Source organism: Aquabacter sp. DMC10, from assembly GCF_056314145.1.
On sequence record NZ_JBQUYX010000002.1, the window covers coordinates 203,247 to 226,814 of the forward strand.

Consider the following 23,568-nt stretch of genomic DNA (forward strand, 5'->3'; position numbering starts at 1 on the left):
GCGAACCAGTGTTCGTATTAACGTACGAAACGATGAAAGCAAGACGAATAGCCACACCCCCGCGGGAGACGTGGGCGCCTCACGCCCAGACAGCGAAGAAGTGGTGCACCGGCCCGTGGCCGTGGCCAACATTCAGCCCGTCTGCGGCTGCAATTGCGCCGGTGATGTAAGCCTTTGCGGCATCTACGGCCGCCCCTAAGCCTTCGCCGTGGGCAAGCCCCGCAGCAATGGCCGACGACAATGTGCAGCCCGTGCCATGGGTGTTTCGGCTGGCATGGCGGGGCGCCGCAAGCCGCACCACGCCGGTGGCGTCCACCAGCAGATCCACGCTCTCCGGCCCCTCCCCATGGCCCCCCTTCATGAGCACAGCGCGCGCGCCCAGTGCCAGGAGACGCTCCGCCTGGTGCTGCATCTGCGCCTCCGTCTGGGCCACCGGCGCATCAAGCAGGGCTGCCGCCTCTGGCAGGTTGGGCGTGACCACATGGGCACGGGGCAGCAGCAGGCTTTTCAACGTATGGATGGCTTCCGGGTCCAAGAGACGGGCGCCGGAAGCCGCCACCATGACCGGGTCGAGCACCACCGCCTTTGGCGTCCATCGGTCGAGCCCAGCTGCCACCGCCTCGATGGCAGCCGGCCGCGACAACATGCCGATTTTCACCGCGGCCACGTCAAGGTCGGAAAAGACGGCGTCAAACTGAGCGGTGATGAAATCCGGCGGGACGTCATGAATGGCGGTGACACCCTGCGTGTTTTGGGCGGTCAGAGCCGTAAGGATGCTGGCGCCATAGACGCCGAGAGCGGAAAACGTCTTCAGATCGGCCTGAATGCCTGCGCCGCCGCCGGAGTCGGAGCCGGCGACAGTGACGGCGATGGGGGGAACGCGCTTTGCCATAGGGGCCTCCCGCACCGGTGGAAAGCCCGAAAAGCCGTGCGCCCAGCGCCCGACCGCTCTCGCTTCCCTGCGCCGGCATGATCCGGATCAGGTTCGCGGGTTGGCGCCTGCCTCTCAGCCCCACATCATGTGGGACACCCCGACGAGATCCGTGTCATGTAGCCAACCCTCCTTCCGCCTTCAAGGATCGCAGGGGCGCAGACTTGCCAGAGGCCGGCGATTTGTCCACTTTGCCGGCCTGTCCTGGAGGTTCGCCGTGGTTCCCTTCTTCATGCAGATCAAATGCCAGCTGGGCCGCTCCTATGAGGTGGCCAACGCCCTGGCCGACAAGGAAATTGCCTCCGAGATCTATTCCACGGCCGGCGATTTCGATCTCCTTGTCAAATTCTATGTGGGCGACGATGTCGACATCGGGCACTTCGTGAACGAACAGGTTCAGGGCGTTCCCGGCATCCAGGACACCCGCACCATCATCACCTTCAAGGCCTTCTGATGCACCGCCCGCCCTTGGTTGAGCTTAAGGGCTGATGGCACGAGGCAGAGAAGGGGTGGGAAGCTTGCGCGATGGGACGCGATCCGAAGCGGGGCTCACCCCGCGCCTGACCGGGGGAGACGTTCTCCTCCTGATCGTCCTTTTGGGGTTTCGCTTCTATGTGGAGGTGAACAGCCGGCTGCTGCTGATCCCGGCCGCCGGTCACGATGACGGCTATTTCATGCGGATGGCCAGCCACATCGCTGCGGGGCAATGGCTCGGCCCCTTCGACCAGTTCACCTTGATGAAGGGCCCCGGCTATCCGATTTTCGTGGCCCTTTCCGTCTTTCTCGGCAACCCCATCTCCTTCGGCCATGCGTTGTTCCATTTGGGCGCCGCCCTGGTGGGAGCCTGGGCGGTGCTGCGGCTGACGCGGTCTAAAATCGCCTTCTACGGCGCCCTACTCCTCGTCTTGCTGGTGCCGGCGGGCTTCGAGATGGGGGTACATCGCATCCTGCGCGACCAGATCTATTGGGGCCAGACCCTGATGATCTTTGCCTGTGGCACCCTGCTGATGTTCGCGCCGCCAGAGGGATGGAAGGCGCGTCTTCTGCTTGGACTTGGTGGAGGAGCGACCCTGGCGTGGGCCCTGATGACCCGCGAGGAAGGGATCTGGTTCCTTCCCGGGCTTTGCGTCCTTCTGCTGACGGGACTGGTCTTCAACGGCGTCAGCTGGAAGAGCGCGGCACGCCTCGCTCCAGGCCTGGCCGGGGCGGCGGTTGGCTGTGCGGCCCTGCTCCTGACCCTGTTCACCCTCAACTTCATGACCTATGGCGCGTTCATTGGAGTCGATTTCCAGGACCGCGCGTTCAAGGACGCGGTGGGCGCGCTTTCGAGCATCGAAGATGGCGGGCAGATCTCGCAGGTGCCGGTGAGCACCGTCGCCATGGAAAAGGCCGCGGCGGTGAGCCCCAGCTTCGCCCGCCTCGCCGCCGATCTCCGCCCCGACGGCCCGCTGGCGCACTGGTACCTGGCTGGCTGCACGGCCCTGCCCCACACGTGTGGACAGATCGCCGGAGGCTGGTTCGTCTGGGCCTTGCGCGACGCGGCGGCCAATGCCGGTGACTACGCATCGCCCATGCGCGCACGAGCGGCATTTTCCCAGATGGCCGCCGACATCCGCTCCGCCTGCGCTGCTGGTACCCTGACCTGCCGCCCCACCCTCTACGCCCACCTTCCCCATCTTTCCGGCGCGCAGTGGCTTCAGGTACCCGGGCGGTTCTGGGAGGCCCTGACGACGGCGGCTCTGGTCACCCGGGGCAGCTATGATCTGGCCACCACGCGGGACGAGCCGAACGAGTCGCTCTTTAATGTCTACTGGTCGTTTCTGAACTATCCGCGCACCTATGGCCCCACCAGCGATCGGCGCGAGACGCTCGGCTGGGTGCGGCGAGCGCCAGGCGAGGCTTGGCCCTCGCTTGCCATTCGCGATGACCAAGGCATCCAGGTCCGCGCGCATATCCAGCGCATGCCGAGTCCGGATCTGGTTCAAATGCGGGACGATGAAGGCGCCGCCAATGATCGCTTCCGGGCCGACTATGCCTGCCCGGGCACCTGCGTACTGGACGCGATTTTCTCGGACGGGACCCAGCTCTCCCTTCCGCTGAAAGTGGGGGGCGCCGTGGCGCGCTCGGCCGGGGATCGAACACTCCATGTGGATGCGACCGTCGCCGCCCTCAATCCCGCAGGCCTTTGGAATCGCAGTGCCAATGCGGCCGGCCACATCATTCGCGCCCTGCTGCGGGCGGCGCCGTTCGTCTTCCCGCCTCTGGTCGCCCTCGCCCTGTTGGCGTTTGCCTGGGCGGGTGCACGGTGCCTAACAGACCGGCGCCTGGACGCGGCATGGTTGAGCGCAGCGACAGCCTGGACGCTGGTGGGAACACGGCTTGCCCTTGTGGCGCTCGTGGACGTCAGCTCGTTTCCGGCCATCAACGCGCAATATACGCTGCCGGCCACCTATCTGATGGCCCTGGCCATTCCCCTCTCCCTTGCCTCAGGAGCGGCCGCATGGGCGCGGCGAAGCTCCTTGCGTCCAAAGCTGGCGGGATCAGACGGCCCCCCGTCCTCACTATAGAGGCGGGCCGCTGGCCGGGATCGCGCCTCCCTGACGCACATTTCAGCGCGGTCGCGCCTCGCCATCCGCCTTCGCGGGGCGGAAGGAAAAATGCTTGTGGGCGAAGTAGCTGGTCAGGACCGGGCTGCCGAGACCAATGGCGTGGCCGACTGTTTCCGCATGCCAGATGAAGCCGATCATGGGGAGGCCCCATTCCACCAGCCCCACACTCACGACCCAGATTTGCAGGAGGGACAGGATATTGACGAGGGCAAAGCGCACCATCTGCCCGGCGGCGGGGTGCGCCTCGGCTCGAAACACGAAACGGCGGTTGAGCAGGAAGGCCACCGCCATTCCGAGCGGATAGGCGAGCACGATGGCCACCTGGTAGTCGACCACCAGGTTAAAGGCGATGCGGCCCACCAGATTGACCAGCGCAGCCAGTCCGCCGATCATCAGAAAGAAGAAAAAATCGCGGCTCATGCCCGAGCCAGTCGCTTCGCCTGGGGCATGACGGATCGCCTCTCTCTCACAGCTTGGTGCGGTGGAAAACCGGGCGTGGCAGCGTCCGCACAATGGCCAGGATGAGGCGCCAGAAGCCGGGCGTATAGACCACCGCCGTCCGCCGCCGCACCGCCCTATCCATGTCCTGCGCCACACGTTCGGGCGTGGCCCAAAGAGGCCCCCCTTGGGGCAGGTGCGCTGTCATGCGCGTCGCCACAAAGCCGGGGCGGATGTCCACCACCGCCACCCCGGCCTTGAAAAGGCGGTGGCGCAGGCCCTCGAGGAAGACCTGAAGACCGCCCTTGGCGGCACCGTAGACATAGTTACTCTGGCGGCCCCGATCGCCGGCCACCGAGGTGATGACCGCCAAAGTTCCGCGCCGGGCCGCCTCGAAACGGGCGGCGAGAAGGTCGCTCAGCAAGGCCGGGCTGACAAAGTTGATGTGGAGCGCGGCGGCGGCGACGCCCGGATCCGCAATCGCCTCCCCCTGGTCGGGCAGGGAACCATAGGCGATGAGGGCGACATCAATGCCCTCGAACACTGCCCAGCTCTCCTGCGCGACCTCCTCCAGGCCATCGATATGGTTGAAGTCGCCGGGCAGGATGGCGACGGCGTCCGCACCGCGCACCTTCAGGTCGGCGGCGAGGCGCTCCAGCGCTTCGCTGTCCCGGCCGATCAGCACGAGGCTGTCATGAGCCTCCGCGCACAGCCGTCCGAAGGCAACCGCAATCTCCGACGTAGCCCCGAAGATGGCGACCCGACGTCCCTGTTCGCTCATCACGCCTCTCCCCCGCCAGTGAGCCCGACCCGGCGCGAAAACGCCGAGGACAGGGCAGGGTCCATATGCGGACGGAAGGCCGCCACGCCCGGATAGCCCCGCGCAAAACTCTCGGCGGACATGAGCGCATCCTTGGCGGGATACAGCCGCCCGCCAGCCTCCAGGGCGAGGGCCTCCAGCCGCTTCATGAGCCTCACGGTGCCCGCTCCGAAATTCGGAAAGTCCAGCGCCAGCGTGATGCCGGGCATCGGGAAGGAAAGCAAGCCGGGAGACACCACATGGCCGAAACGCTTCAGCACCACGAGCATGGAGCCCTGCCCGGCGGCGGCGATGGCCGAAAGCAGAGCACGCGTTGCGGCCTCGGCCTGCTCCGGGGGCACCACGCACTGGAATTGGAAGAAGCCCGCGGGACCGTAAAACCGATTCCAGCCACCCACGGCATCCAGGGGAAAGAAGGCGCCCTCATAAGGCATCACCCGCCGCACCCGGTTCGAGGTCCCAAGCTTGCGCCAATAGGCGGCATTAAAAGCCCGCACCGACAAGCCATTGACCAGCGAAAGCGGGGGCGTGACCGGCACGGAATGGCGGGGCCCCGCAGCCGGCGGAGGCGCCGCGACGCCGGCGGCGTGGCGCGCCCGCAAATAAAGGCCGCGCCCAAGTTGTTCGCCGCGGGCGAGGCAGTCAATCCAGGCGGCCGTATACTCCCATTGATCCTGGCTCTCGGCATCCAGGGCGAAGAAGTCGGCCAGCTTGCCGAAGCGAATCTCCTCGCTTTCAAGGGCAAGCCCGCTGACGCGGCGCAGGCGCAAAGTTGCCCGCAAAATCAAGCCGGTCAGGCCCAGGCCGCCGAGGGTGGCCGCAAAGAGCTCGGGGTGATGCGTGGGCGAGCACGTGAGCACCTGCCCGTCGCTCCGGGCCAGATCCAGAGACTCCACATGACAGCCGAAGCTCCCGAAAACATGGGCATTTTTCCCATGGACATCATTGGCGATGGCGCCGCCGACGGTGACAAAGCGCGTGCCGGGGGTGACGGGGAGCAGCCAGCCGGAGCCGTCGGCCGCGGGGAGAGAGGTGGCCCGCAGGATGTCAGCCAGCGTCACCCCGGCTTCGCAGGTGACAATGCCGTTCTGTGAATCGAACGCAATGAAGCGGTCGAGCCGTCGGGTGTCGATCAGCAGGCCGCCGGGATTGAGCGCCACGTCGCCATAGGAGCGCCCGAGCCCGTGCGGGATCGCGCTCCGGGCCGGCAGCTCAGCCATTAACGCAGCTGCGGCAAGGGGATAGGCTGGGTCCAGGACGCGATGCTCGGCCCGGATGACGCCGCCCCAGGAGAGATGGGAGGTGGAACGTCGGGCGCGGGAGAGCTCTGCCATGGTCCCTCCTAGAGCGCCAGGGCCACGGCACCGAGCGCGAAGGCGCCAAGCGCGAGGGAAACCTTGTCTTTAAGGGCGAACATGACCGGGTCTTCATTCATGCGGCCATGTACGGTCAGGTGCCACACCCGCAGGATGAAGATGAGGAGAACCGGCATCATGATCCACAGAAGACCCGGATGGCTATACATGCCGTTGGGATACTGCTCGCCGATCAAATAGATCATGAACATGACGATGGCCGCGAAGCTTGATGCAACGCCTGCGGCCAGGAGCAGGGGCAGATCGCGCGCGGTATAGCCGCGGGAGGCAACCCCGCTCCCGCCTTCACGAACCACGCGGTCCAGCTCCGCGTGACGCTTGACCATGGCGAGACCTAGGAAGAAGAACATTGAGAATGTCAGCAGCCAGGGCGAGGGAGAACTGGACAGGAGCAGAGATCCGGCAAGGATACGCAGCGTAAAAAGGCCCGCCAGGACAAAGACGTCGACAATAGGTTGCTGCTTCAGGAAAAAGGAATAGCACAACGTTACCATAAGATACCCCGCCAGCGCCCCCTCTGCGGGGAGGGGAAGCGTGAGCGCCAGCAGAAGCGACACGGCCAGCAGGAGGGCCGCGGCCATGACGCCCTGCTTCGGCGCAATCAGCCCCGACGCAAACGGGCGCAGGCGTTTGCGGGGGTGGCGACGGTCCGCCGGCAGGTCGAGCAGATCGTTCGCTATATAGGTCGCAGACGCCAGAAGCCCCATGGCAAAAAAGAGCAGAAGGGCCTGCCAGAGCACGCCGGGCGGGGCATGGTGAAAGGCCAGGAGGGGGGCAACGAAGACCAGGAGGTTCTTCGACCAATGGGGGAGGCGGAGAGCGCGCGCCCAGGTGCGCAGGCCCGGAACTGGGCTTGGGAAGCGCCGGAGGACCGCCTTGTCCGCAGGGATCTGGGCTTCGAGCCGCTTCACGTCTCCCACCAACACCGCCGCCTGCGCCGCGGCAAAAATGGGGGCATCCACCGGGGCGTCTCCGGCATAAATGAACCGGTCCCCGATGCGGCTGCGGATCAAGGCGAGCTTGCGGGTGCCCGACAGGTTCACCCCCTCCCCGGAGCCATAGGCTGCATCGAAGAGGCCGACGTGCCGCGCGACCGCATCGGCGATGGACTGGTCCGCGGCCGTCACCAGATAGAGCGGCCGGCCGGCGCGGCGCTCCTCCTTCAGCCAGTCGAGCAGGGCCCCATTCAGCGGCAGGCCCTCATGATCCAACACCACTGCCTCGGCAACAGCGCGCTTGAAGGCGGCCTTTCCTGCCTTCAGGTGCGGCAGGACGGCGAAGATCGGAGCCGGTCCCGCAGTGGGCAGCGTCTTCAGCAACGCCAGGCAGGATTCGTGGAGTGTGTCGGACGGGGTCAGGGTGCCGTCCAGGTCCACCACGAGGGGAAGCAGATCGGCGTGCGGGGTTGCGCGCGCACTCATGGACATGGGGGGCTCCGTCACCGCTCGCAGCTTCCATCCGTGTTCGCACGGCGTCCATCTCCCGGACCTGCGAATCCAGGAACGCGGGCGCCGAAGACCTGAGACCGCGGACCCGGGGCCCGAACAACCTGGAGAAAGGGCGGCTGACGCACGTGTCTCGGTTGTGCCGCTTATGGCACGGGTTTCCGCGCTGCGACAAGCCGCGCGCCCGGAAGGGCGCCCGGGACCGACGGAACGGCCGGTCGCACTTTCCCGCAGTTGACGGGCGACCCTGCGGTGCGGCAAGAATTGCTATATACGATTGGATATAACGTCGGGGTTTGCTTCATGTCGTCGTCCATGCCGTTTTCGCGCCTGTCCCGGCGCCTGTTCATTGCCGCCGGCCTTGCTGCCGCCGTCCTGAGTGCGCCCGTGGCCGCTCGCGCCGAGCAGGTGACGGTGTTTGCCGCCGCCAGCCTCACCAATGCGCTTCAGGACATCGCCAAGGCCTATGGCGAGAGTTCCAAGGATACGATCCGCTTCTCCTTTGCCGCCTCCTCCGACCTTGCCAAGCAGATGGAAGCGGGCGCCCCCGCCAACATCTTCGTGTCGGCGGACAACAAATGGGTGGATTATGCCCAGTCCAAGGACCTCATCATTCCCGCCAGCCGCACCCCGCTGCTGAGCAATGCCCTGGTCCTGATCGTGCCCGCCGACAAGGCGCGCACCGTGGTTATCGACGACAAGCTCGATGCAAACACGCTGCTGGGCCCGGACGGCAAGCTCGCCACCGGCATCACGGAAAGCGTGCCCGTGGGCATCTATGCCAAGGCGGCCCTGACCAAGCTCGGCGTCTGGGACCAGTTCCGTCCCCGCATCGTGGGCGCCGAGAGCGTGCGGGCGGCCCTCGCACTGGTTGAGCGCGGCGAGGCGGCCGCCGGCATCGTCTATGCCACCGACGCGGCCGTGGCCAAGAATGTGAAGGTGGCCGGCATCTTCCCGGCCTCCAGCCACCCGGAAATCGTCTATCCCTTCGCCCTGGTGAAGGGGCAGGACACGCCGGCGGCAAAGGCGTTCTTCGCCTATCTGAAGGGGCCGGAGGCGAAGGCCATTTTCGTCAAATACGGCTTCACGGTGCTCTGAACCTTCCCCTGGAGCATTGAAGCGCGGCTGCCCCGGCCTTTGCCCAAGGCCAGGGCAGCCTTGCGCTCAAAAGAGGCCTGACCTGCCGCGCCCTGCCGGTGCAGGATAGCTGCGCCCCCGCCGCCTGCCGGCGCAAATCCCATTGAGGACCCCCCGCATGCTGACCCCGGATGAATGGACGGCGGTCCATCTCAGCCTTGAGGTGGCCTTCTGGGCCACGGTGTGGAGCCTGCCGCCCGCCATCGCCTTTGCCTGGCTGCTGTCGCGCACCCATTTCCCTGGCAAGGGGCTCTTGGACGGCATCCTGCATCTGCCGCTGGTGCTGCCGCGCGTGGTGGTGGGCTATCTGCTGCTGCTGACCTTGGGCTCGAAGGGCTTTCTCGGCCAATATCTCTATGACTGGTTCGGCATCCGGCTCATCTTCTCCACCGCCGGCGCCACGGTGGCCGCCGCGGTGGTGAGCTTTCCCCTGTCCGTCAATGCGATCCGCCTCTCCCTCGATGCGGTGGACAAGGGCCTGGAGACGGCGGCCCGCACGCTCGGCGCCTCGCGGGTGGATGTGTTCTTTTCCGTCACCTTGCCGTTGATGGCGCCGGGCATCCTGTCGGGGGCGCTCATCTGCCTCGCGTCGGCGCTGGGCGAGTTCGGCGCCACCATCACCTTTGTCTCCAACATCGAGGGTCAGACCCGGACCATTCCGCTGGCCATCTACAGCGCCACCCATATGCCCGACGGCGATGCCATCGCGGCGCGCCTGTCCCTGGTGTCGGTGGTGCTGGCGCTCGGCGCGCTCATGCTGGCGGACTTTGCGGACAAGCAGCTCAAGCGGGCATTGGGGCGGGCATGATCCAGATCGACGTGGCGCTCCAGCGCGCGGCGGATTTCCGCCTTGCTGTCCGTTTCACGGCGCCCGAGCGGGGCGTCACCTCCCTGTTCGGCCGCTCCGGCTGTGGCAAGACCACGCTCATCCAGATGGTGGCCGGCGCCGTGCGGCCGGACAGCGGGCGCATTGTGGTGGCCGGCGAGACCTTCTTCGATTCGGCCGGCCGCATCGACCTGCCCATGGAAAGGCGCCGGGTGGGCTATGTCTTCCAGGAGGCTCGCCTCTTCCCGCACATGTCGGTGGAGACGAACCTGCGCTATGGCGAGCGGCGGGCGGCAGGGCAAAAGCCCATCGCCTTTGCCGCCGTGGTGGAGATGCTCGGCATCGGCCATCTCTTGAAGCGCCGGCCTCATACGCTGTCCGGCGGCGAGCGACAAAGGGTCGCCATCGGTCGCGCCCTGCTCTCCCAGCCGCGTTTGCTGCTCATGGACGAGCCCCTCGCCTCGCTGGACGAGCAGCGCAAGGCGGAAATCCTGCCCTATCTGGAACGCCTGCGGGACGAGCTGGCGCTCCCCATTCTCTATGTCAGCCATTCCATCGAGGAGGTGCTGCGCCTCTCCGACACCGTGGTGGCCATGGCCAGCGGCCAGGCGCTCGCCTCCGGCCCGGTGGCGGAGGTGATGTCCCGGCCCGACCTGCTCTCGGTGGTCGGGCGGTTCGACCTCGGCACCATCCTGGATTGCGTCGTGAAGCGGCATGATCCCGACATGTTCCTGTCCACCCTGGCCTTTGCGGACGGGGAATTGCGGGTGCCGCTGGTGGAGCGGCCGGTGGGCGGGGCGGTGCGGGCCCGCATCCGCTCGCGCGACGTGGCGCTCTCCTTGTCGCGGCCCATGGATGTGTCCATCACCAACCGCCTGCCCGGCCGCATCCGCGACATCCGGCGGGAGGAAGGCCCCTATTCGGACATTGGCGTGGATGTGGGCTCGTCCGTCATCCGCGCGCTGGTGACCACCGAGAGCGCGGACCGGCTGGCGGTGGAGCCGGGCATGCCGGTTTGGATCATGATCAAGGCGGTGGCGGTGGACAGCCGCTCGCCGCGCTTCGCCGCCGACAGCGAGGCGTAAGAGGAAGGCGGCGCGCGCCTCAGCCCGCCTCGCTCTCCCGCGCCCCCTCCCCTGCGGCCTGGAAGTCCCGGGCAAGGGCAGCGGCCAGTTCCGCTCCGGCCGCGCGCGTTGCCTTGGCGGCCTGGCGCTCCATGGCCCGGTAAAGGGCGATCAGCCGCTCGCCGAAGGGGGTCAGCTCGGTGCCGCTGCCGCGTCGGCCGGGATAGGTGACCACCACCTTGTCCTCGAACATGCGGTCCAGCTCATCCATCAGCAGCCAGGCGCGGCGATAGCTCATGCCGATGGCCTTGGAGCCGGCGAGGATGGAGCCGTGGTCCCGCACGGCCTCCAGGAGCGCGATCTTGCCCGGGCCGAGCCGGCGGCCATCGGCGAAATCCAGGCGCAGGAACAGATGGGGGGCGGTCTTCTGGGGCACGGCGCTTCCTTTTCGGCAGGCAGGATAGCGCAGGCCGCCCACCGCCGCACGGGCCGCGGGTTTCGACCCGGCAGAAACAAAAAAGGCGGGCCGAAGCCCGCCTTTCCCTGTCGCATCTGCGATCCGCTCAGTTGCGGGACTTGTCCACCAGCGCCTTGGCCTTGATCCAGGGCATCATGTCGCGCAGCTTCTCGCCCACTTCCTCGATGGGATGGGCGTTGACGCGGGCGCGGGTGGCCTTGAAGGAGGCCTGGTTGACCTTGTTCTCCAGCATCCAGTCGCGGGTGAACTTGCCGGTCTGGATGTCGGTGAGCACGCGCTTCATCTCCGCCTTGGTCTCGGGGGTGATGATGCGTGGGCCGGTGACATACTCGCCATACTCGGCGGTGTTGGAGATGGAATAGTTCATGTTGGCGATGCCGCCCTCATAGATGAGGTCGACGATCAGCTTCACTTCGTGGAGGCACTCGAAATAGGCCATCTCGGGGGCGTAGCCGGCTTCCACCAGCGTCTCGAAGCCGGCGCGGATCAGCTCCACGAGGCCGCCGCACAGGACGACCTGCTCGCCGAACAGGTCGGTCTCGCACTCTTCCTTGAAGGTGGTCTCGATGATGCCGGCGCGGCCGCCGCCGATGGCGGAGGCGTAGGAGAGGCCGAGGTCATGGGCATTGCCCGAGGCGTCCTGGGCGATGGCGATGAGGGTCGGCACGCCGCCGCCACGCTGATACTCGGACCGCACGGTGTGGCCGGGGCCCTTGGGGGCCACCATCAGCACGTCCAGGTCCTTGCGGGCCTCGATGAGGTTGAAGTGCACGTTGAGGCCGTGGGCGAAGAGGAGCGCGGCGCCCTGCTTCATGTTGTCGTGCAGGCTCTCGCGATAGATGTCGCCCTGCAGCTCGTCGGGGGTGAGCATCATCACCACGTCGGCCCACTTGGCGGCCTCGGCGGGGGTGAGCACCTTGAAGCCCTCGGCCTCGGCCTTCTTGGCGGTGGCGGAGCCGGGGCGCAGGGCGATCACGACCTCCTTCACGCCGGAATCGCGCATGTTGAGCGCATGGGCGTGGCCCTGGCTGCCATAGCCGACGACGGCGACCTTCTTCCCCTTGATGAGGTTCAGGTCGGCATCGCGATCGTAATAAACGCGCATCATCTTCTCCTGTGGGCGCTGTTCTTGAAAGGGTGTGATTGAGGGCCGGCGGCGAACCCGAAGCGTGCTTTCCGAACGGCCTTGAACGTCCTCCCGCTCCGGCGGCGAAGCTCTAGAGCGCGATCCGACCAGATTTAATCAATCTGGTCGGTGAATCGCCCTCTATCACTTTCGAAAGAGACGGATTCACCGACGAGATGGGATCGCACGTCGATCCCGTCTTGTCGGATCCGGCTCTAAGGGGGACGCCGACGATGCGCGCTGATGCCACCTGCGCGCCTATGGCGCACGAGGGCTTGATGCCCCGCCGTATATCCACGCGGACCCGGCGAGGCAAGCCCAAGGCGGCGCTCCGTTCACCGCCTGTCCATGCGGTGCAGCATGCCTTCCAGGCTACCGCAGTGCATGGTGCATAGCGGCGCGCAACGCCTCCGGCCGAACCTCACATGGGCTCGGGGCCGCGGGCGATGGCGACCACGCCGGTGCGGGCCACTTCGACAAGGCCGAGGGGCTCCATCAGCCAGGCGAACTGGTCGATCTTGTCGCTCTTGCCGGTGATTTCGAACACGAAGCTCTCGCGGGTGGCGTCGATGACCCGGGCGCGGAAGGCCTCCGCCAGGCGCAGCGCCTCGCTGCGGGCCTCGCCGAGGCCGCGCACCTTCACCATGGCCAGTTCCCGCTCCAGCGACACCGCCTCCTTGGTGAGGTCGCGCACCTTGTGCACGGGCACCAGGCGGTCGAGCTGGTTGCGGATCTGCTCGATCACCATGGGGGTGCCGGTGGTGACGATGGTGATGCGCGAGAGATGGGTCTCCTGGCTCACCTCGGAGACGGTCAGGCTGTCGATATTGTAGCCGCGGCCGGAGAACAGCCCGATGACGCGGGCGAGCACGCCGGGCTCGTTGTCCACCAGGACCGAGAGGGTATGGCGCTCGATGGGTTCGGCGGGATGGGACATGGATGTCTCTTGAGGGTGGGCATGCCCTCCCGGAGCGGGAGGGCCGGAGAAAAGGGACGGCGCGGTGTCTTGTAGCGGCCTCCGCCCGGCCGGCCCGTGAGGGGCGGCGGCCGGGCGAAGCCGTCAGGCGTCCGTCACACCAGCATCTTGCCTTCGTCGGTGATGGCCTCGTCGAGATCGACAGCCATGTCGCCGAGAATCATCTCGTTGTGGGCGCGGCCCGACGGGATCATGGGGAAGCAGTTTTCCTGTTGGTCCACGATGCAGTCGAAGATGACCGGGCGCTTGACGGAGATCATCTCGGCGATGGCCGCATCCAGGTCGCCGGGCTTCTCGCAGCGGATGCCGACGCCGCCATAGGCGTCCGCCAGCTTCACGAAGTCAGGCAGCGCCTCCGAATAGGAGTGGGAGTAGCGCCCGCCATGGAGCAGCTCCTGCCACTGGCGCACCATGCCCATGTAGCGGTTGTTCAGGATGAAGATCTTCACCGGCAGGTCGAACTGCACGGCCGTCGACATTTCCTGCATGTTCATGAGGATGGAGGCTTCGCCGGCAATGTCGACCACGAGCGCCTCGGGATGGGCGATCTGCGCGCCGATGGCGGCGGGCAGGCCGTAGCCCATGGTGCCCAGCCCGCCGGAGGTCATCCAGCGATTCGGCTCCTCGAAGCGGAAGAACTGGGCGGCCCACATCTGGTGCTGGCCCACTTCCGTGGTGATGTAGACGTCCTTGTCCTTGGTGGCCGCATAGAGGCGCTCGATGGCGTGCTGCGGCTTGATGATCTCGTCGGACGCCCGATAGGCGAGGCAGTTGCGCGCCCGCCAGCGGTCGATCTGCCGCCACCAGGTCTCCAGCGCGTCCTTCTCCACATGGGCGCCCTTGGCCTTCCACACCGAGACCAGGTCCGCCAGCACCCGGCCGCAATCGCCGATGATGGGCAGGTCCACCTTCACATTCTTGTTGATGGAGGACGGATCGATGTCGATGTGGATCTTCTTCGATCCCGGCGCGAAGGCGTCGAGGCGCCCGGTGATGCGGTCGTCGAAGCGCGCGCCGATGCACACCATGACGTCGCAGCCGTGCATGGCCATGTTGGCCTCGTAGGTGCCGTGCATGCCCAGCATGCCCAGCCACTGATTGCTCGCCGCCGGGAAGGCGCCGAGGCCCATCAGCGTGGAGGTGACGGGAACGCCGGTGAGCTTGGCCAGCTCGCGCAGCAGGCGGCTGGCCTCCGGCCCGGCATTGATGACGCCGCCGCCGGTATAGAAGATGGGCCGCTTGGCGTTGGCGATCATCTCCACCGCCGCCGCGATCTTGTCGGCATCGCCGAAGAGCTTCGGCTTGTAGGTCTTATGCTCGATATTCTCGCGGCCGATATAGGTGCCGGTGGCGAACTGCACGTCCTTGGGGATGTCGACGACGACAGGACCGGGACGCCCGTTCTGCGCCACATAGAAGGCCTCGTGCAGGACGCGCGCCAGGTCGTTCACGTCGCGGACGAGATAATTGTGCTTGGTGCAGGGGCGGGTGATGCCCACCGTGTCGCATTCCTGGAAGGCATCGTTGCCGATCAGGTGGGTGGGCACCTGGCCGGTGATGCAGACCAGGGGAATGGAATCCATCAGCGCGTCGGTGAGGCCGGTGACCGCATTGGTGGCGCCGGGGCCGGAGGTGACGAGCACGACGCCCACCTTGCCGGAGGAGCGGGCATAGCCCTCGGCGGCATGGACGGCCGCCTGCTCGTGCCGCACCAGGATGTGCTGCACCTGGTTCTGGTGGAACATGGCGTCATAGATGGGCAGCACCGCGCCGCCCGGATAGCCGAACAGATGTTCCACACCCTGGTCGGCGAGCGCCTGCATGACCATTTCGGCGCCGGTCATTTGCTTGTTCATCTCAGTTGCTCCCCGGTGCGCGCTAAAGCGCCGCACCTTCCTCACGCGTTCCGTCGATTGAAGTTCCAGAAACGACGAAGGGGCCCGAAGGCCCCTCGTCACGCGCCACCCATCTGCGTTCCGGCAATCAAGCCGGCCCGTTGGTGGCGCCCCAGGGTACGAGAAGTGCAACGATCTTGCGCATGTGCGCACACACCTTCCATAAAGTTGCGCGGAACCTACTGTCCGGCGCAATGTCCGTCAAGCGCCACCGGGCGCATTTTTTGGCGCCGGCAAGACCGCTTTCGGGCGGGAGGAAATCCGCCGTCAGAACTTTAATTGCCGTCTGCCGTGATATTGCCCAATACGTCGGCTCTTTGTAAGGAAAATGTGTGACCTTGTGGGACGCTGCGGAAGGGGACTTGTCCGTGCACGCTAACATCCAGCGCCTATCGGCTGCCGCCCTCGCCTTTTTCCTGATGGGAACCGGCGCCGCGCTTGCCGACTGCCAGACCGACTTCATGGCCCTGCGCCAGGACATGGAGGAAAAGGGCAAGCTGCTCCAGGCCGCCGGCAAGGCGAAAAAGCCGCCGCAGGAATTGTGCCCGCTCTTCCGCACCTTCACGACGGCGGAAGGCAAGGTCGCCAAATATCTGCAGGATAACAAGGATTGGTGCCAGATTCCGCCCGAGGTGGTGAATGCGGCGCTGACCAACAACAAGAAGACCGCCGAGCTGCGGGACAAGATCTGTGACGCCGCGGCCAATGGCGCCGGCGCCGGCGGTCCCAGCCGCCCGCCGCCCCAGGGCTCCATGTCCAGCGCGCTCGGCGTGACCACCGGCTATGTGCCCGGCTCCAGCTCCACCGGCGGCGGCGTGTTCGACACCCTGACCGGCAACGCTCTGAAATAGCCGCGAGGTTCGCTTTGACATCGTGGGGACAGGAAGGCGCCTTCGCGCCCGTTGCCGACGCAGGCGCCGGCAACTGGGTGGACCGCTGGGCTCCGGCGGCGCTGCGCCCCTATCTGCGCCTCGCGCGGGCGGACCGGCCCATCGGCAGCTGGCTTCTGCTGCTGCCCTGCTGGTGGTCCACCGCGCTGGCGGCCATTGCAGCCCATCACCCCTATCCCGACCCGGTGCTCTTGGCCCTGTTCGCGGTGGGGGCGGTGGCCATGCGCGGTGCCGGCTGCACCTGGAACGACATTCTCGACCGCGACATCGACAAGAAGGTGGCCCGCACTCGCTCCCGCCCGCTAGCCAGTGGTCAGGTGGGGCTGAAGGGCGCCTTTGCCTTCCTCGCCTTCCAATTGCTCATCGGCCTTGCTGTGCTGCTCAGCCTGCCGCGCTTTGCGGTGGTGACGGGCATCGCCTCCCTGGGCGTGGTGGCGGTCTATCCGCTCATGAAGCGCATCACCTCCGTGCCCCAGCTGGTGCTGGGCATCGCCTTTTCCTGGGGCGCGCTGATGGGCTGGGCGAGTGTCTTCACCTCCATCGAGGACCCCGCCCTGCTGCTGTTTGCCGGTTCGGTGTGCTGGGTGTTCGGCTATGACACCATCTATGCCCACCAGGATCGGGAGGACGACGCCGTGGTGGGCGTGCGCTCCACGGCCTTGCTGTTCGGGCGGCGCACCGGGCTTGCCCTGACACTGGCGTACGGGGCCACGGTGGTGTTCTTCGCCCTGGCCCTCATCACGGCCAGCGCCGGCATCTTCGCCTGGATCGGCCTTTCTGCCTTCGCCTTCATGCTGCGCCGCCAGGTGGCGCGGCTGGACATCGACAATCCCGATCTGTGCCTTGCCCTGTTCAAGTCGAACCGCAATGCCGGCCTTTACCTGTTCGCCGGCCTCGCGCTGGAGGCGGGGGTGCAGCATCTGGTGATGACCGGCGTCATCTAAGGCCCCGTCCGCGACAAAGGACGGCGGCGGCTTGCGCCACCGCCCCGCTTGCCTTGCCTTCGCCCCCGGCCTATTGGCTTGCCATGCTTCCCTCTGAACCCCTTTCCTCCTCCGGCGCCCGCTCCCTCGCGCCGGATGCGCCGGCGGCCATGGCTCGCCATCTGGCGGCGGTGGCGACCGCGGCAGGCGAGATCGCCTTGTCCATGTTCCGCGCCGACGTGGAGATCTGGACCAAGTCCAACGATTCCCCCGTGACCGCCGCCGACCTTGCGGTGGACGCCTATCTGCGCGAGCAATTGCAGGCGCTGGCGCCCGATTATGGCTGGCTCTCCGAGGAGAGCGCGGATTCCCCCGATCGCCTGTCCCGGCGCCGGGTCTGGGTCGTCGATCCCATTGATGGCACGCGCGGCTTCATGGCCGGCGGCAGCGACTGGAGCATCTCCGCTGCCTTGGTGGAGGATGGCCGCCCCATCGCCGGGGCGCTTTTTGCCCCGGTCACCCAGGAGCTTTTCCTCGCCAGCCTGGGCGGCGGGGCAACCCGCAACGGTGCGCCCATCCACACCTCCCGGCGCACCTCGCTGGAAGGGGCAAGCGTTGCCGGCCCCGCCAGCGCGTTGGAGGCCATGGAGCGCCATGCCCGCATCCAGCGCATGCCGCGCGCCCGCTCGCTGGCCTTGCGCCTCGCCCGGGTGGCCACTGGCGAGCTGGATCTCACGCTGGCCGGGGGCGCCGCCAACGACTGGGACATTGCCGCCGCCGATCTGATCGTGCATGAAGCGTGCGGTGCAGTAACGAGCTATGACGGAGCGGTGCCGCGGTATAATGCTGCGAACCCGCGTCATCGCGCGCTGGTCTGCGCCGGCCTTACGCTCCATGGCCCCGTGCTCTCGCTCCTGAAGGGCGGTCCGGGCGTCTGATCCTTGTCGTGCTCTCGCTTCGGGGAGGTGGTGAACATGCCCAAGTCATCCGACCACAAACAGTTGCTGCACCTGGTGTTCGGCGGTGAGCTGACGGAGCTGGGAGGCGTCGAGTTCAAGGACCTCACCAAGCTCGACATCGTCGGCATCTATCCCGACTATGCCTCCGCCGCCGCCGCCTGGAAGGCCAAGGCCCAGCAGACCGTGGACAATGCGCTGATGCGCTATTTCGTGGTCCATATGCACCGCCTGCTCGACCCGGAGACGGACACCACGCACGGCGCCTGACGCCTTTATCGCACTGCAGCATCGCGCCGATCACGAAGCGAAAGGTGCTGTAACAATCCGATTGCAATGCACCCAGCTCCGTGGGAGACATCCCGCGGGGCGGACATATGTTTGACTGGGACATCATCGAAGCATGTGGCGTCGTCTGCGCACCAACCGGGCCTTTCAGGTGGCCGCCGGAACGGCGTTTGCGTCCTATTTCAAGCTGGTCGCGAAGACATCCCGCTTCGTGGTCGAGCCGCCCGACATTTATGAGCGCATGGACGCCCACCTGCCGCTCATCATGACCTTCTGGCACGGCCAGCACTTCCTGACGCCCTTCATCATGAAGCCGCACCACAAGGCCAAGGTGCTGATCTCCCGCCACGCGGATGCGGAGATCAATGCCATCGCCGCCGAGCGGTTGGGGGTGGGCACCATTCGCGGGTCGGGGGCGACCAATCCCGGCGACTTCCACCGCAAGGGCGGCGTCTCCGCCACCTATGCCATGATTGAGACGCTGCGGGAGGGCATCAACGTGGCCATGACCGCCGACGTGCCCAAGATCTCCCGACGCGCCGGTCTCGGCGTGGTGACCATTGCGCGCCATTCGGGACGGCCTATCCTGCCCATCGCCATGGCCACCAAGAACCGCATTCTCCTGAAAAGCTGGGATCGCGCCAGCCTGCACCTGCCGTTCGGCAAGGGCGCCGCCGTGGTGGGAGAGCCCGTTTTCGTGGCCCGCGACGTGGATGAGGCGGGCCTGGAAGCCGCCCGGGCCCTGGTGCAGGAGCGCCTGGAGCAGGCGACCGCCCGGGCCGAAGCGCTGCTGGGCCGCGGAGACACCGCCAGGTGAAGGCGGCCACGAAGGGGCACGGGCTGCCCGTTCCGCTCCGCGCCTATCGGGGGCTGACCGCGATGGCGGGTCTGCTCACCCCCGCCTGGCTCGGCTATCGCGTGCGCAAGGGCAAGGAAGACCCCTCCCGCCTGCCAGAGCGCCGCGGCTTTGCCAGCGCCGACCGCCCGCGCGGCCCCCTGGTGTGGGTGCACGGGGCCAGCGTCGGCGAGATCATTTCCGTGATGCCGCTGGTGGAGCGGCTGGTGGAGCGCGGCTTTTCCTGCCTGCTGACCTCCGGCACGCTCACCTCGAGCCGCATCGTGGCGCGCCGGGCGCCGCGCGGCGTGATCCACCAGTTCATCCCGCTGGACGCGCCGCGCTTCGTCGCCCGCTTCCTGGACCATTGGAAGCCCGACCTGGCGCTGATCGCCGAATCCGAATTGTGGCCCAACCTCCTGGCCGAGATCGGCCGGCGCGGCACGCCCCTCGTGATGGTCAATGCCCGCCTGTCGGAGCGGTCCGCCCAGCGCTGGGGCCGCCTGCCCCGCAGCGCCGGCGCGCTCCTGTCGCGGGTGGACCTGTGCCTCGCCCAGACTCGCGACGATGCCCTGCGCTTCAAGGGCCTCGGCGCGCCGCGGGTGGAAGTGGCGGGCAATCTGAAATTCGACGTACCGCCCCCGCCGGTGGACCCGGTGGCGCTCGACGCCATGCTGCGGCACCTGCATGACCGTCCCGTTTTCCTGGCCGCCTCCACCCATCCGGGGGAGGAGGAAGCCATCGCGCAGGTTCACCTGGCCTTGCGCGAGGAGATCCCCGGCCTCCTGACCGTCATCGTCCCCCGCCATCCCGAGCGCGGCGAAGCGGTGCGGGTGATCGCCGAACAGGCCGGCTTGCCCGCGCTGACGCGCACCAGCGGGCAGATGCCGGACGAGGGCATCGAAATCTATGTGGCCGACACCATCGGCGAGCTCGGCCTGTTCTATCGCCTCGCGCCCGTGGTGTTCGTGGGCGGCTCCCTGGTGCGCCATGGCGGGCAGAATCCCATCGAGGCCGCCAAGCTCGGCGCGGTGGTGCTGCATGGGCCGCATGTGTGGAATTTCGGCGTGGTCTATGACCGGCTGGACGAGGAAGGCGGCGCCGGCCTCGTCAACTCGGCGGACGACATCATCGAGAGCGTGCTCGACCAATATGCCGACCCCACCCTCCATGCCCGCACCGCCGAGGCCGCGCGGCGGACCACGGCGGCCTTGAGCGGAGCGCTGGACCGGACCTTGTCCGCCATCGAGCCCTATCTCGTCCAGCTGCGGCTGGGACGGTGATGCTCGCCCGGGCACCGGCTTTCTGGGCCGTGCCGGGAAGCCTTCCCGGCGCCCTCCTTTCCCCTATCGGCGCCGTCATCGGCGCGGTCACGGTGCGCCGCATGGGCGAGCCCGGAGAGGCGGTGGGCCTGCCGGTGATCTGCATCGGCAATCCCACCGTGGGGGGCACCGGCAAGACGCCCACCGCCATCGCCCTCATCGCCACGCTCAAGGCCCGGGGTGCCCGCCCGTTCGCGCTGCTGCGCGGCCATGGCGGGCGCGAGCCCGGTCCCCTGCGGGTGGATCTTGCGATCCATGGGCCGGCCGATGTGGGCGACGAAGCACTCCTGCTCGCCCGCCACGCGCCCACCATCGTCTCCCGTCACCGCCCCGCCGGCGCCCGTCTGGCTCTGGCGGAGGGGGCCACCCACGTGGTGATGGATGACGGCTTCCAGAACCCGTCCCTGGTCAAGGATGCGAGCCTTCTCCTCATGGATGCGGCGGCCGGGGTGGGCAATGGCCATGTCCTGCCCGCCGGCCCCCTGCGCGCGCCGTTGAAGCCGCAAATGGCGCGAGCGGACGCGGTGCTGGTGGTGGGCGAGGGATCGGCCGGCTGGGCCGCCGCGCGCGCGGCCGGCGCCCCGGACATCCAGGCCGGACGGCTGGTGCCGGTGGCCGCCGATGCGCAGGCGCTGCGGGGCGCGCGGGTGCTGGCCTTCGCCGGCATCGGACGGCCGGAGAAATTCTTCGCGACCCTGGAAGCGGTGGGCGCCCAAGTGGTCGCCCGCCACGCCTTCCCGGACCATCATCCCTACCGGCCGCAGGAGATCGACGCCCTCCTGGCCACGGCCCGGGCCCAAGAGCTGATCCCCGTCACCACGGAGAAGGATGCGGTGCGGCTGTCCGGGCCGGAGCTTGCGCCGGTCCGGGCGCAGATCAGAACCCTCGGCATCGAAATGGTGACCAAGGCGCCAAACGTCTTGGCCGACCTGGTGGCCCAGGCGGAAGCCCGCTTCGCCGCGCGCACATCAGGACACGCCGCACACGCGCGCTGAACGCGCTCCCTGCCCCGCCGCGACGGCCGGGACCCCGCGGCAGGAGGAGATTGCCCCCTCTACGTGAAAACTGAGCCGATCCTGCCCCGCGCGCCTCAGGAGGCCGGCTTGGCTTCCTGCTGGCGCACCCGCTGCAGCACCGCCTGCGGGTCGGCATAGGCCTCCTGGAGGTCGACGCTCCAATAGCGCAGTTCGTCCAGCGGAATGGTCTCGCCGGTCACCGCGCAGCGCACGAAACTGCCAGGGCGCAGCACGCGAAACTCGCCGTCGAGATACCGGATTTCGGCCTCGCCATTGGGCTCGGGGAAACGTTCAAATCTGTTCATGCCGGCCGATGTCCGCAAATGTTCGTTGCCGTCAACATACGGTTTTCGGCGCCAATCCGCAAAGGGCGGGCGCCGCATGGCCTCTGTGCAAATCGCGCCTTGGGCAGGAACGGTAAGGGTGGGCGGTGCGCACGTGCCCGCCCTGCGCTCCCAACTGGGCCCGACGGCCGGGGCGCATCAGCCGCCGAAGAGCGAGCCCTGGCCTGTGCCTGTTCCCCCGCCCCTCGCCTGTGGCTTGGCCAGCGGCTTGGCCAGTGGCTTGGGCGCGCGGTGCGGCGTGCCGCCCTCCCCCGGCGCGGGCGGCGTGCCGTCGGCGGTGACGGCCACGCGGCCATCGGCGAACTCCAGCTCCAGGCCGGCGCCGGGCCGCACCTGGCCGGCGGTACGCACCGCCTGGCCGGAGGCATCGCGCACCAAGGCGAAGCCCCGGGCGAGGACGCCGTGATAGGACAAAGCCTCCAGCATGGAGGACGCACCGGCCAGTTGGCGCCTCTGGTCCCGCAGCAGCGCCTTGACCGCGCGGCCGAGCCGGCTGTGCAGGTTCGCGAGCCCCTCGCGCCGCCGGGCAATGTGCAGCGCCTGGGTGCGCAGATAGCCGGTCCTGGCCGCATCGAGGCGCGTGGACAGGGTGGCGAGCCGGTCCGCCCGGCGCTCGGCCAGCGCCCGCGTCGCCCGCTCCAGCCGGGCGCCCAGCACCTCCTTGCGCTCGCCGGCGCGCTCCAGGCGCGCCCGCAGCACATGGGGCGAGAGCCGCCCATGGGCGGCCTGGAAGCGCAACCGGTGGGCGCTGGCATTGGTGATGAGGCCCCGGGGTAGCCGGGCGGAAGCCGTGTCCAGCCGCTGGCGGCGGTCGGCCAGGAGCGTCTCGGCGGTGGGCAGCAGGCGGGACAAGGCGCGATAATCCGCCCGCGCCCGCTCCAATTGGCGGCGGGGCGCGGCGCGCAGGCGGGCGGCAAGGCGGTCCAGCCCGTTGAGAAGCTCGGAGCGCACCGGCACCACCATCTCGGCGGCAGCCGTGGGGGTGGGCGCACGCACGTCGGCGGCGAAATCGATGAGGGTCACATCGGTCTCGTGGCCCACGGCGGAGATGAGCGGGATGGCGCTCTCCGCCGCCGCCCGCACCACCGCCTCTTCCGAAAAGCCCAGCAAATCCTCCAGCGAGCCGCCGCCCCGCGCCACGATGAGCACGTCGGGCCGGGGCACGGGGCCACCGGCGGGCAGCGCGTTGAAGCCGCGAATGGCCGCGCTCACCTCGGCGGCGCAGGTGTCGCCCTGCACCCGCACGGGCCAGACGATGACGCGGCGGGGGAAGCGATCCCCCAGCCGATGCAGAATGTCGCGGATGACGGCGCCGGTGGGCGAGGTGACGATGCCGATCACCTGCGGCAAATAAGGCAGAGGCACCTTGCGGCCGGCATCAAACAGGCCTTCCAGCGCGAGCCGCGTCTTGCGCTCCTCCAGCATGGCCATGATGGCGCCGGCGCCGGCGAACTCCAGCGCCTCGATGACGATCTGGTAGCCGGACTTGCCGGGATAGGTGGTCAGCCTTCCGATGGCCACCACTTCCAACCCCTCCTCGGGGCGCAGTTTCAAGCGGGCGAACGTGCCCTTCCACACCACGGCATCCAGCCGCGCGCCTTCATCCTTCAGCGAAAAATAGGCGTGGCCGGAGGAATGGGGGCCGCGATAGCCGGAAATCTCGCCGCGCACCCGCACGTGCCCATAGGCGTCCTCCACCGTGCGGCGCAGCGCCATGGACAGTTCGGTGACGCTCCATTCGGGGGCGTTGGCGGTCGGCGGGGAGAAAGCAACCATGGAATCACGGAACAGTGGACAACGATGACAAGAGCATAACGCTTTCACCTCTCATGCGGAGAGCGCATTGCCTTCCCTCTTGTTTGCAAGGGCCGGA

Annotated in this window: 23 protein-coding genes and 1 riboswitch; of the genes, 12 read left to right on the top strand and 11 right to left on the bottom strand. The window is 67.6% G+C overall.

Going from position 1 to position 23,568, the window contains the following annotated elements; translation table 11 throughout:
• Positions 1–79: 79 nt before the first annotated feature.
• Entirely contained in the window at positions 80–892 is an 813-nt protein-coding gene (gene thiD / locus ACT54L_RS05715) for a bifunctional hydroxymethylpyrimidine kinase/phosphomethylpyrimidine kinase (protein WP_476084587.1), read from the bottom strand.
• A 46-nt stretch (positions 893–938) separates the two neighbouring features.
• A riboswitch (TPP riboswitch) is annotated at positions 939–1,044 on the bottom strand.
• A gap of 104 nt (positions 1,045–1,148) precedes the next feature.
• On the opposite strand from thiD, the gene ACT54L_RS05720 reads away from it, so the two are divergent.
• Both ACT54L_RS05720 and ACT54L_RS05725 read left to right on the top strand, forming a co-directional pair.
• Positions 1,149–1,385, top strand: coding sequence for an Lrp/AsnC ligand binding domain-containing protein (locus ACT54L_RS05720; RefSeq protein ID WP_476084588.1), 237 nt, complete (start codon positions 1,149–1,151; stop codon positions 1,383–1,385).
• Between the two features lie 64 nt (positions 1,386–1,449).
• A complete protein-coding gene (locus tag ACT54L_RS05725; protein ID WP_476084589.1) occupies positions 1,450–3,498 on the top strand; it encodes a hypothetical protein in 2,049 nt (682 codons plus the stop codon).
• Positions 3,499–3,540: 42 nt separating this feature from the next.
• Here ACT54L_RS05725 and ACT54L_RS05730 read toward each other — a convergent pair whose 3' ends face one another.
• From ACT54L_RS05730 to ACT54L_RS05745, 4 genes are read right to left on the bottom strand one after another with little or no spacing between them, the layout of a single operon-like run.
• Complete coding sequence (locus tag ACT54L_RS05730) at positions 3,541–3,960, bottom strand: GtrA family protein (RefSeq protein ID WP_476084590.1); 420 nt, start codon at positions 3,958–3,960, stop codon at positions 3,541–3,543.
• Positions 3,961–4,006: 46 nt separating this feature from the next.
• Positions 4,007–4,759, bottom strand: coding sequence for an SDR family oxidoreductase (locus ACT54L_RS05735; protein WP_476084591.1), 753 nt, complete (start codon positions 4,757–4,759; stop codon positions 4,007–4,009).
• Entirely contained in the window at positions 4,759–6,132 is a 1,374-nt protein-coding gene (locus tag ACT54L_RS05740; protein WP_476084592.1) for an FAD-binding oxidoreductase, read from the bottom strand. Before ACT54L_RS05740 ends, ACT54L_RS05735 begins: the two co-directional genes overlap by 1 nt.
• An 8-nt stretch (positions 6,133–6,140) precedes the next feature.
• Positions 6,141–7,601, bottom strand: a complete 1,461-nt coding sequence (locus tag ACT54L_RS05745) for a UbiA family prenyltransferase (RefSeq protein WP_476084593.1) — start codon at positions 7,599–7,601, stop codon at positions 6,141–6,143.
• Between the two features lie 321 nt (positions 7,602–7,922).
• Between ACT54L_RS05745 and modA the strand changes: the two genes are divergently transcribed.
• From modA to modC, 3 genes are all read left to right on the top strand, one after another.
• Positions 7,923–8,717 carry a molybdate ABC transporter substrate-binding protein gene (modA, locus tag ACT54L_RS05750; protein WP_476084594.1) on the top strand — a complete coding sequence of 265 codons (795 nt, stop codon included), beginning with the start codon at positions 7,923–7,925 and terminating at the stop codon, positions 8,715–8,717.
• A 157-nt stretch (positions 8,718–8,874) separates the two neighbouring features.
• Entirely contained in the window at positions 8,875–9,564 is a 690-nt protein-coding gene (gene modB / locus ACT54L_RS05755; protein WP_476084595.1) for a molybdate ABC transporter permease subunit, read from the top strand.
• Positions 9,561–10,667, top strand: a complete 1,107-nt coding sequence (gene modC / locus ACT54L_RS05760) for a molybdenum ABC transporter ATP-binding protein (protein ID WP_476084596.1) — start codon at positions 9,561–9,563, stop codon at positions 10,665–10,667. Before modB ends, modC begins: the two co-directional genes overlap by 4 nt.
• 19 nt (positions 10,668–10,686) lie before the next feature.
• On the opposite strand, the gene ACT54L_RS05765 is transcribed toward modC, so the two are convergent.
• From ACT54L_RS05765 to ACT54L_RS05780, 4 genes are all read right to left on the bottom strand, one after another.
• Positions 10,687–11,082 carry a winged helix-turn-helix domain-containing protein gene (locus ACT54L_RS05765; RefSeq protein ID WP_476084597.1) on the bottom strand — a complete coding sequence of 132 codons (396 nt, stop codon included), beginning with the start codon at positions 11,080–11,082 and terminating at the stop codon, positions 10,687–10,689.
• Between the two features lie 127 nt (positions 11,083–11,209).
• On the bottom strand, positions 11,210–12,229 hold the full coding sequence (ilvC, locus tag ACT54L_RS05770; RefSeq protein WP_476085163.1) for a ketol-acid reductoisomerase: 1,020 nt from the start codon (positions 12,227–12,229) through the stop codon (positions 11,210–11,212).
• 442 nt (positions 12,230–12,671) lie between these two features.
• On the bottom strand, positions 12,672–13,187 hold the full coding sequence (gene ilvN / locus ACT54L_RS05775) for an acetolactate synthase small subunit (protein ID WP_274774202.1): 516 nt from the start codon (positions 13,185–13,187) through the stop codon (positions 12,672–12,674).
• Positions 13,188–13,321: 134 nt separating this feature from the next.
• Entirely contained in the window at positions 13,322–15,082 is a 1,761-nt protein-coding gene (locus ACT54L_RS05780) for an acetolactate synthase 3 large subunit (protein ID WP_476084598.1), read from the bottom strand.
• A 401-nt stretch (positions 15,083–15,483) separates the two neighbouring features.
• On the opposite strand from ACT54L_RS05780, the gene ACT54L_RS05785 reads away from it, so the two are divergent.
• The 7 genes from ACT54L_RS05785 to lpxK all read left to right on the top strand — a co-directional run bounded on the left by ACT54L_RS05785 (position 15,484) and on the right by lpxK (position 21,330).
• Positions 15,484–15,972, top strand: a complete 489-nt coding sequence (locus ACT54L_RS05785) for a hypothetical protein (RefSeq protein WP_476084599.1) — start codon at positions 15,484–15,486, stop codon at positions 15,970–15,972.
• Between the two features lie 14 nt (positions 15,973–15,986).
• A complete protein-coding gene (ubiA, locus tag ACT54L_RS05790) occupies positions 15,987–16,955 on the top strand; it encodes a 4-hydroxybenzoate octaprenyltransferase (RefSeq protein WP_476084600.1) in 969 nt (322 codons plus the stop codon).
• 149 nt (positions 16,956–17,104) lie between these two features.
• Positions 17,105–17,872, top strand: a complete 768-nt coding sequence (locus ACT54L_RS05795) for a 3'(2'),5'-bisphosphate nucleotidase CysQ (RefSeq protein WP_476084601.1) — start codon at positions 17,105–17,107, stop codon at positions 17,870–17,872.
• Positions 17,873–17,908: 36 nt separating this feature from the next.
• Positions 17,909–18,160: a DUF4170 domain-containing protein gene (locus ACT54L_RS05800; protein WP_476084602.1), complete on the top strand. Its 252-nt coding sequence runs from the start codon at positions 17,909–17,911 to the stop codon at positions 18,158–18,160.
• A gap of 133 nt (positions 18,161–18,293) precedes the next feature.
• Positions 18,294–18,995 (top strand): lysophospholipid acyltransferase family protein, encoded by a 702-nt coding sequence (locus tag ACT54L_RS05805; RefSeq protein WP_476084603.1) that lies wholly within the window; start codon positions 18,294–18,296, stop codon positions 18,993–18,995.
• 62 nt (positions 18,996–19,057) lie between these two features.
• Positions 19,058–20,296, top strand: a complete 1,239-nt coding sequence (locus ACT54L_RS05810; RefSeq protein WP_476085165.1) for a 3-deoxy-D-manno-octulosonic acid transferase — start codon at positions 19,058–19,060, stop codon at positions 20,294–20,296.
• Positions 20,296–21,330: a tetraacyldisaccharide 4'-kinase gene (gene lpxK / locus ACT54L_RS05815; protein WP_476084604.1), complete on the top strand. Its 1,035-nt coding sequence runs from the start codon at positions 20,296–20,298 to the stop codon at positions 21,328–21,330. Before ACT54L_RS05810 ends, lpxK begins: the two co-directional genes overlap by 1 nt.
• A gap of 95 nt (positions 21,331–21,425) precedes the next feature.
• On the opposite strand, the gene ACT54L_RS05820 is transcribed toward lpxK, so the two are convergent.
• On the bottom strand, positions 21,426–21,656 hold the full coding sequence (locus ACT54L_RS05820) for a DUF2093 domain-containing protein (protein ID WP_476084605.1): 231 nt from the start codon (positions 21,654–21,656) through the stop codon (positions 21,426–21,428).
• 177 nt (positions 21,657–21,833) lie between these two features.
• A complete protein-coding gene (gene xseA, locus ACT54L_RS05825; RefSeq protein ID WP_476084606.1) occupies positions 21,834–23,471 on the bottom strand; it encodes an exodeoxyribonuclease VII large subunit in 1,638 nt (545 codons plus the stop codon).
• Positions 23,472–23,568: the final 97 nt, after the last annotated feature.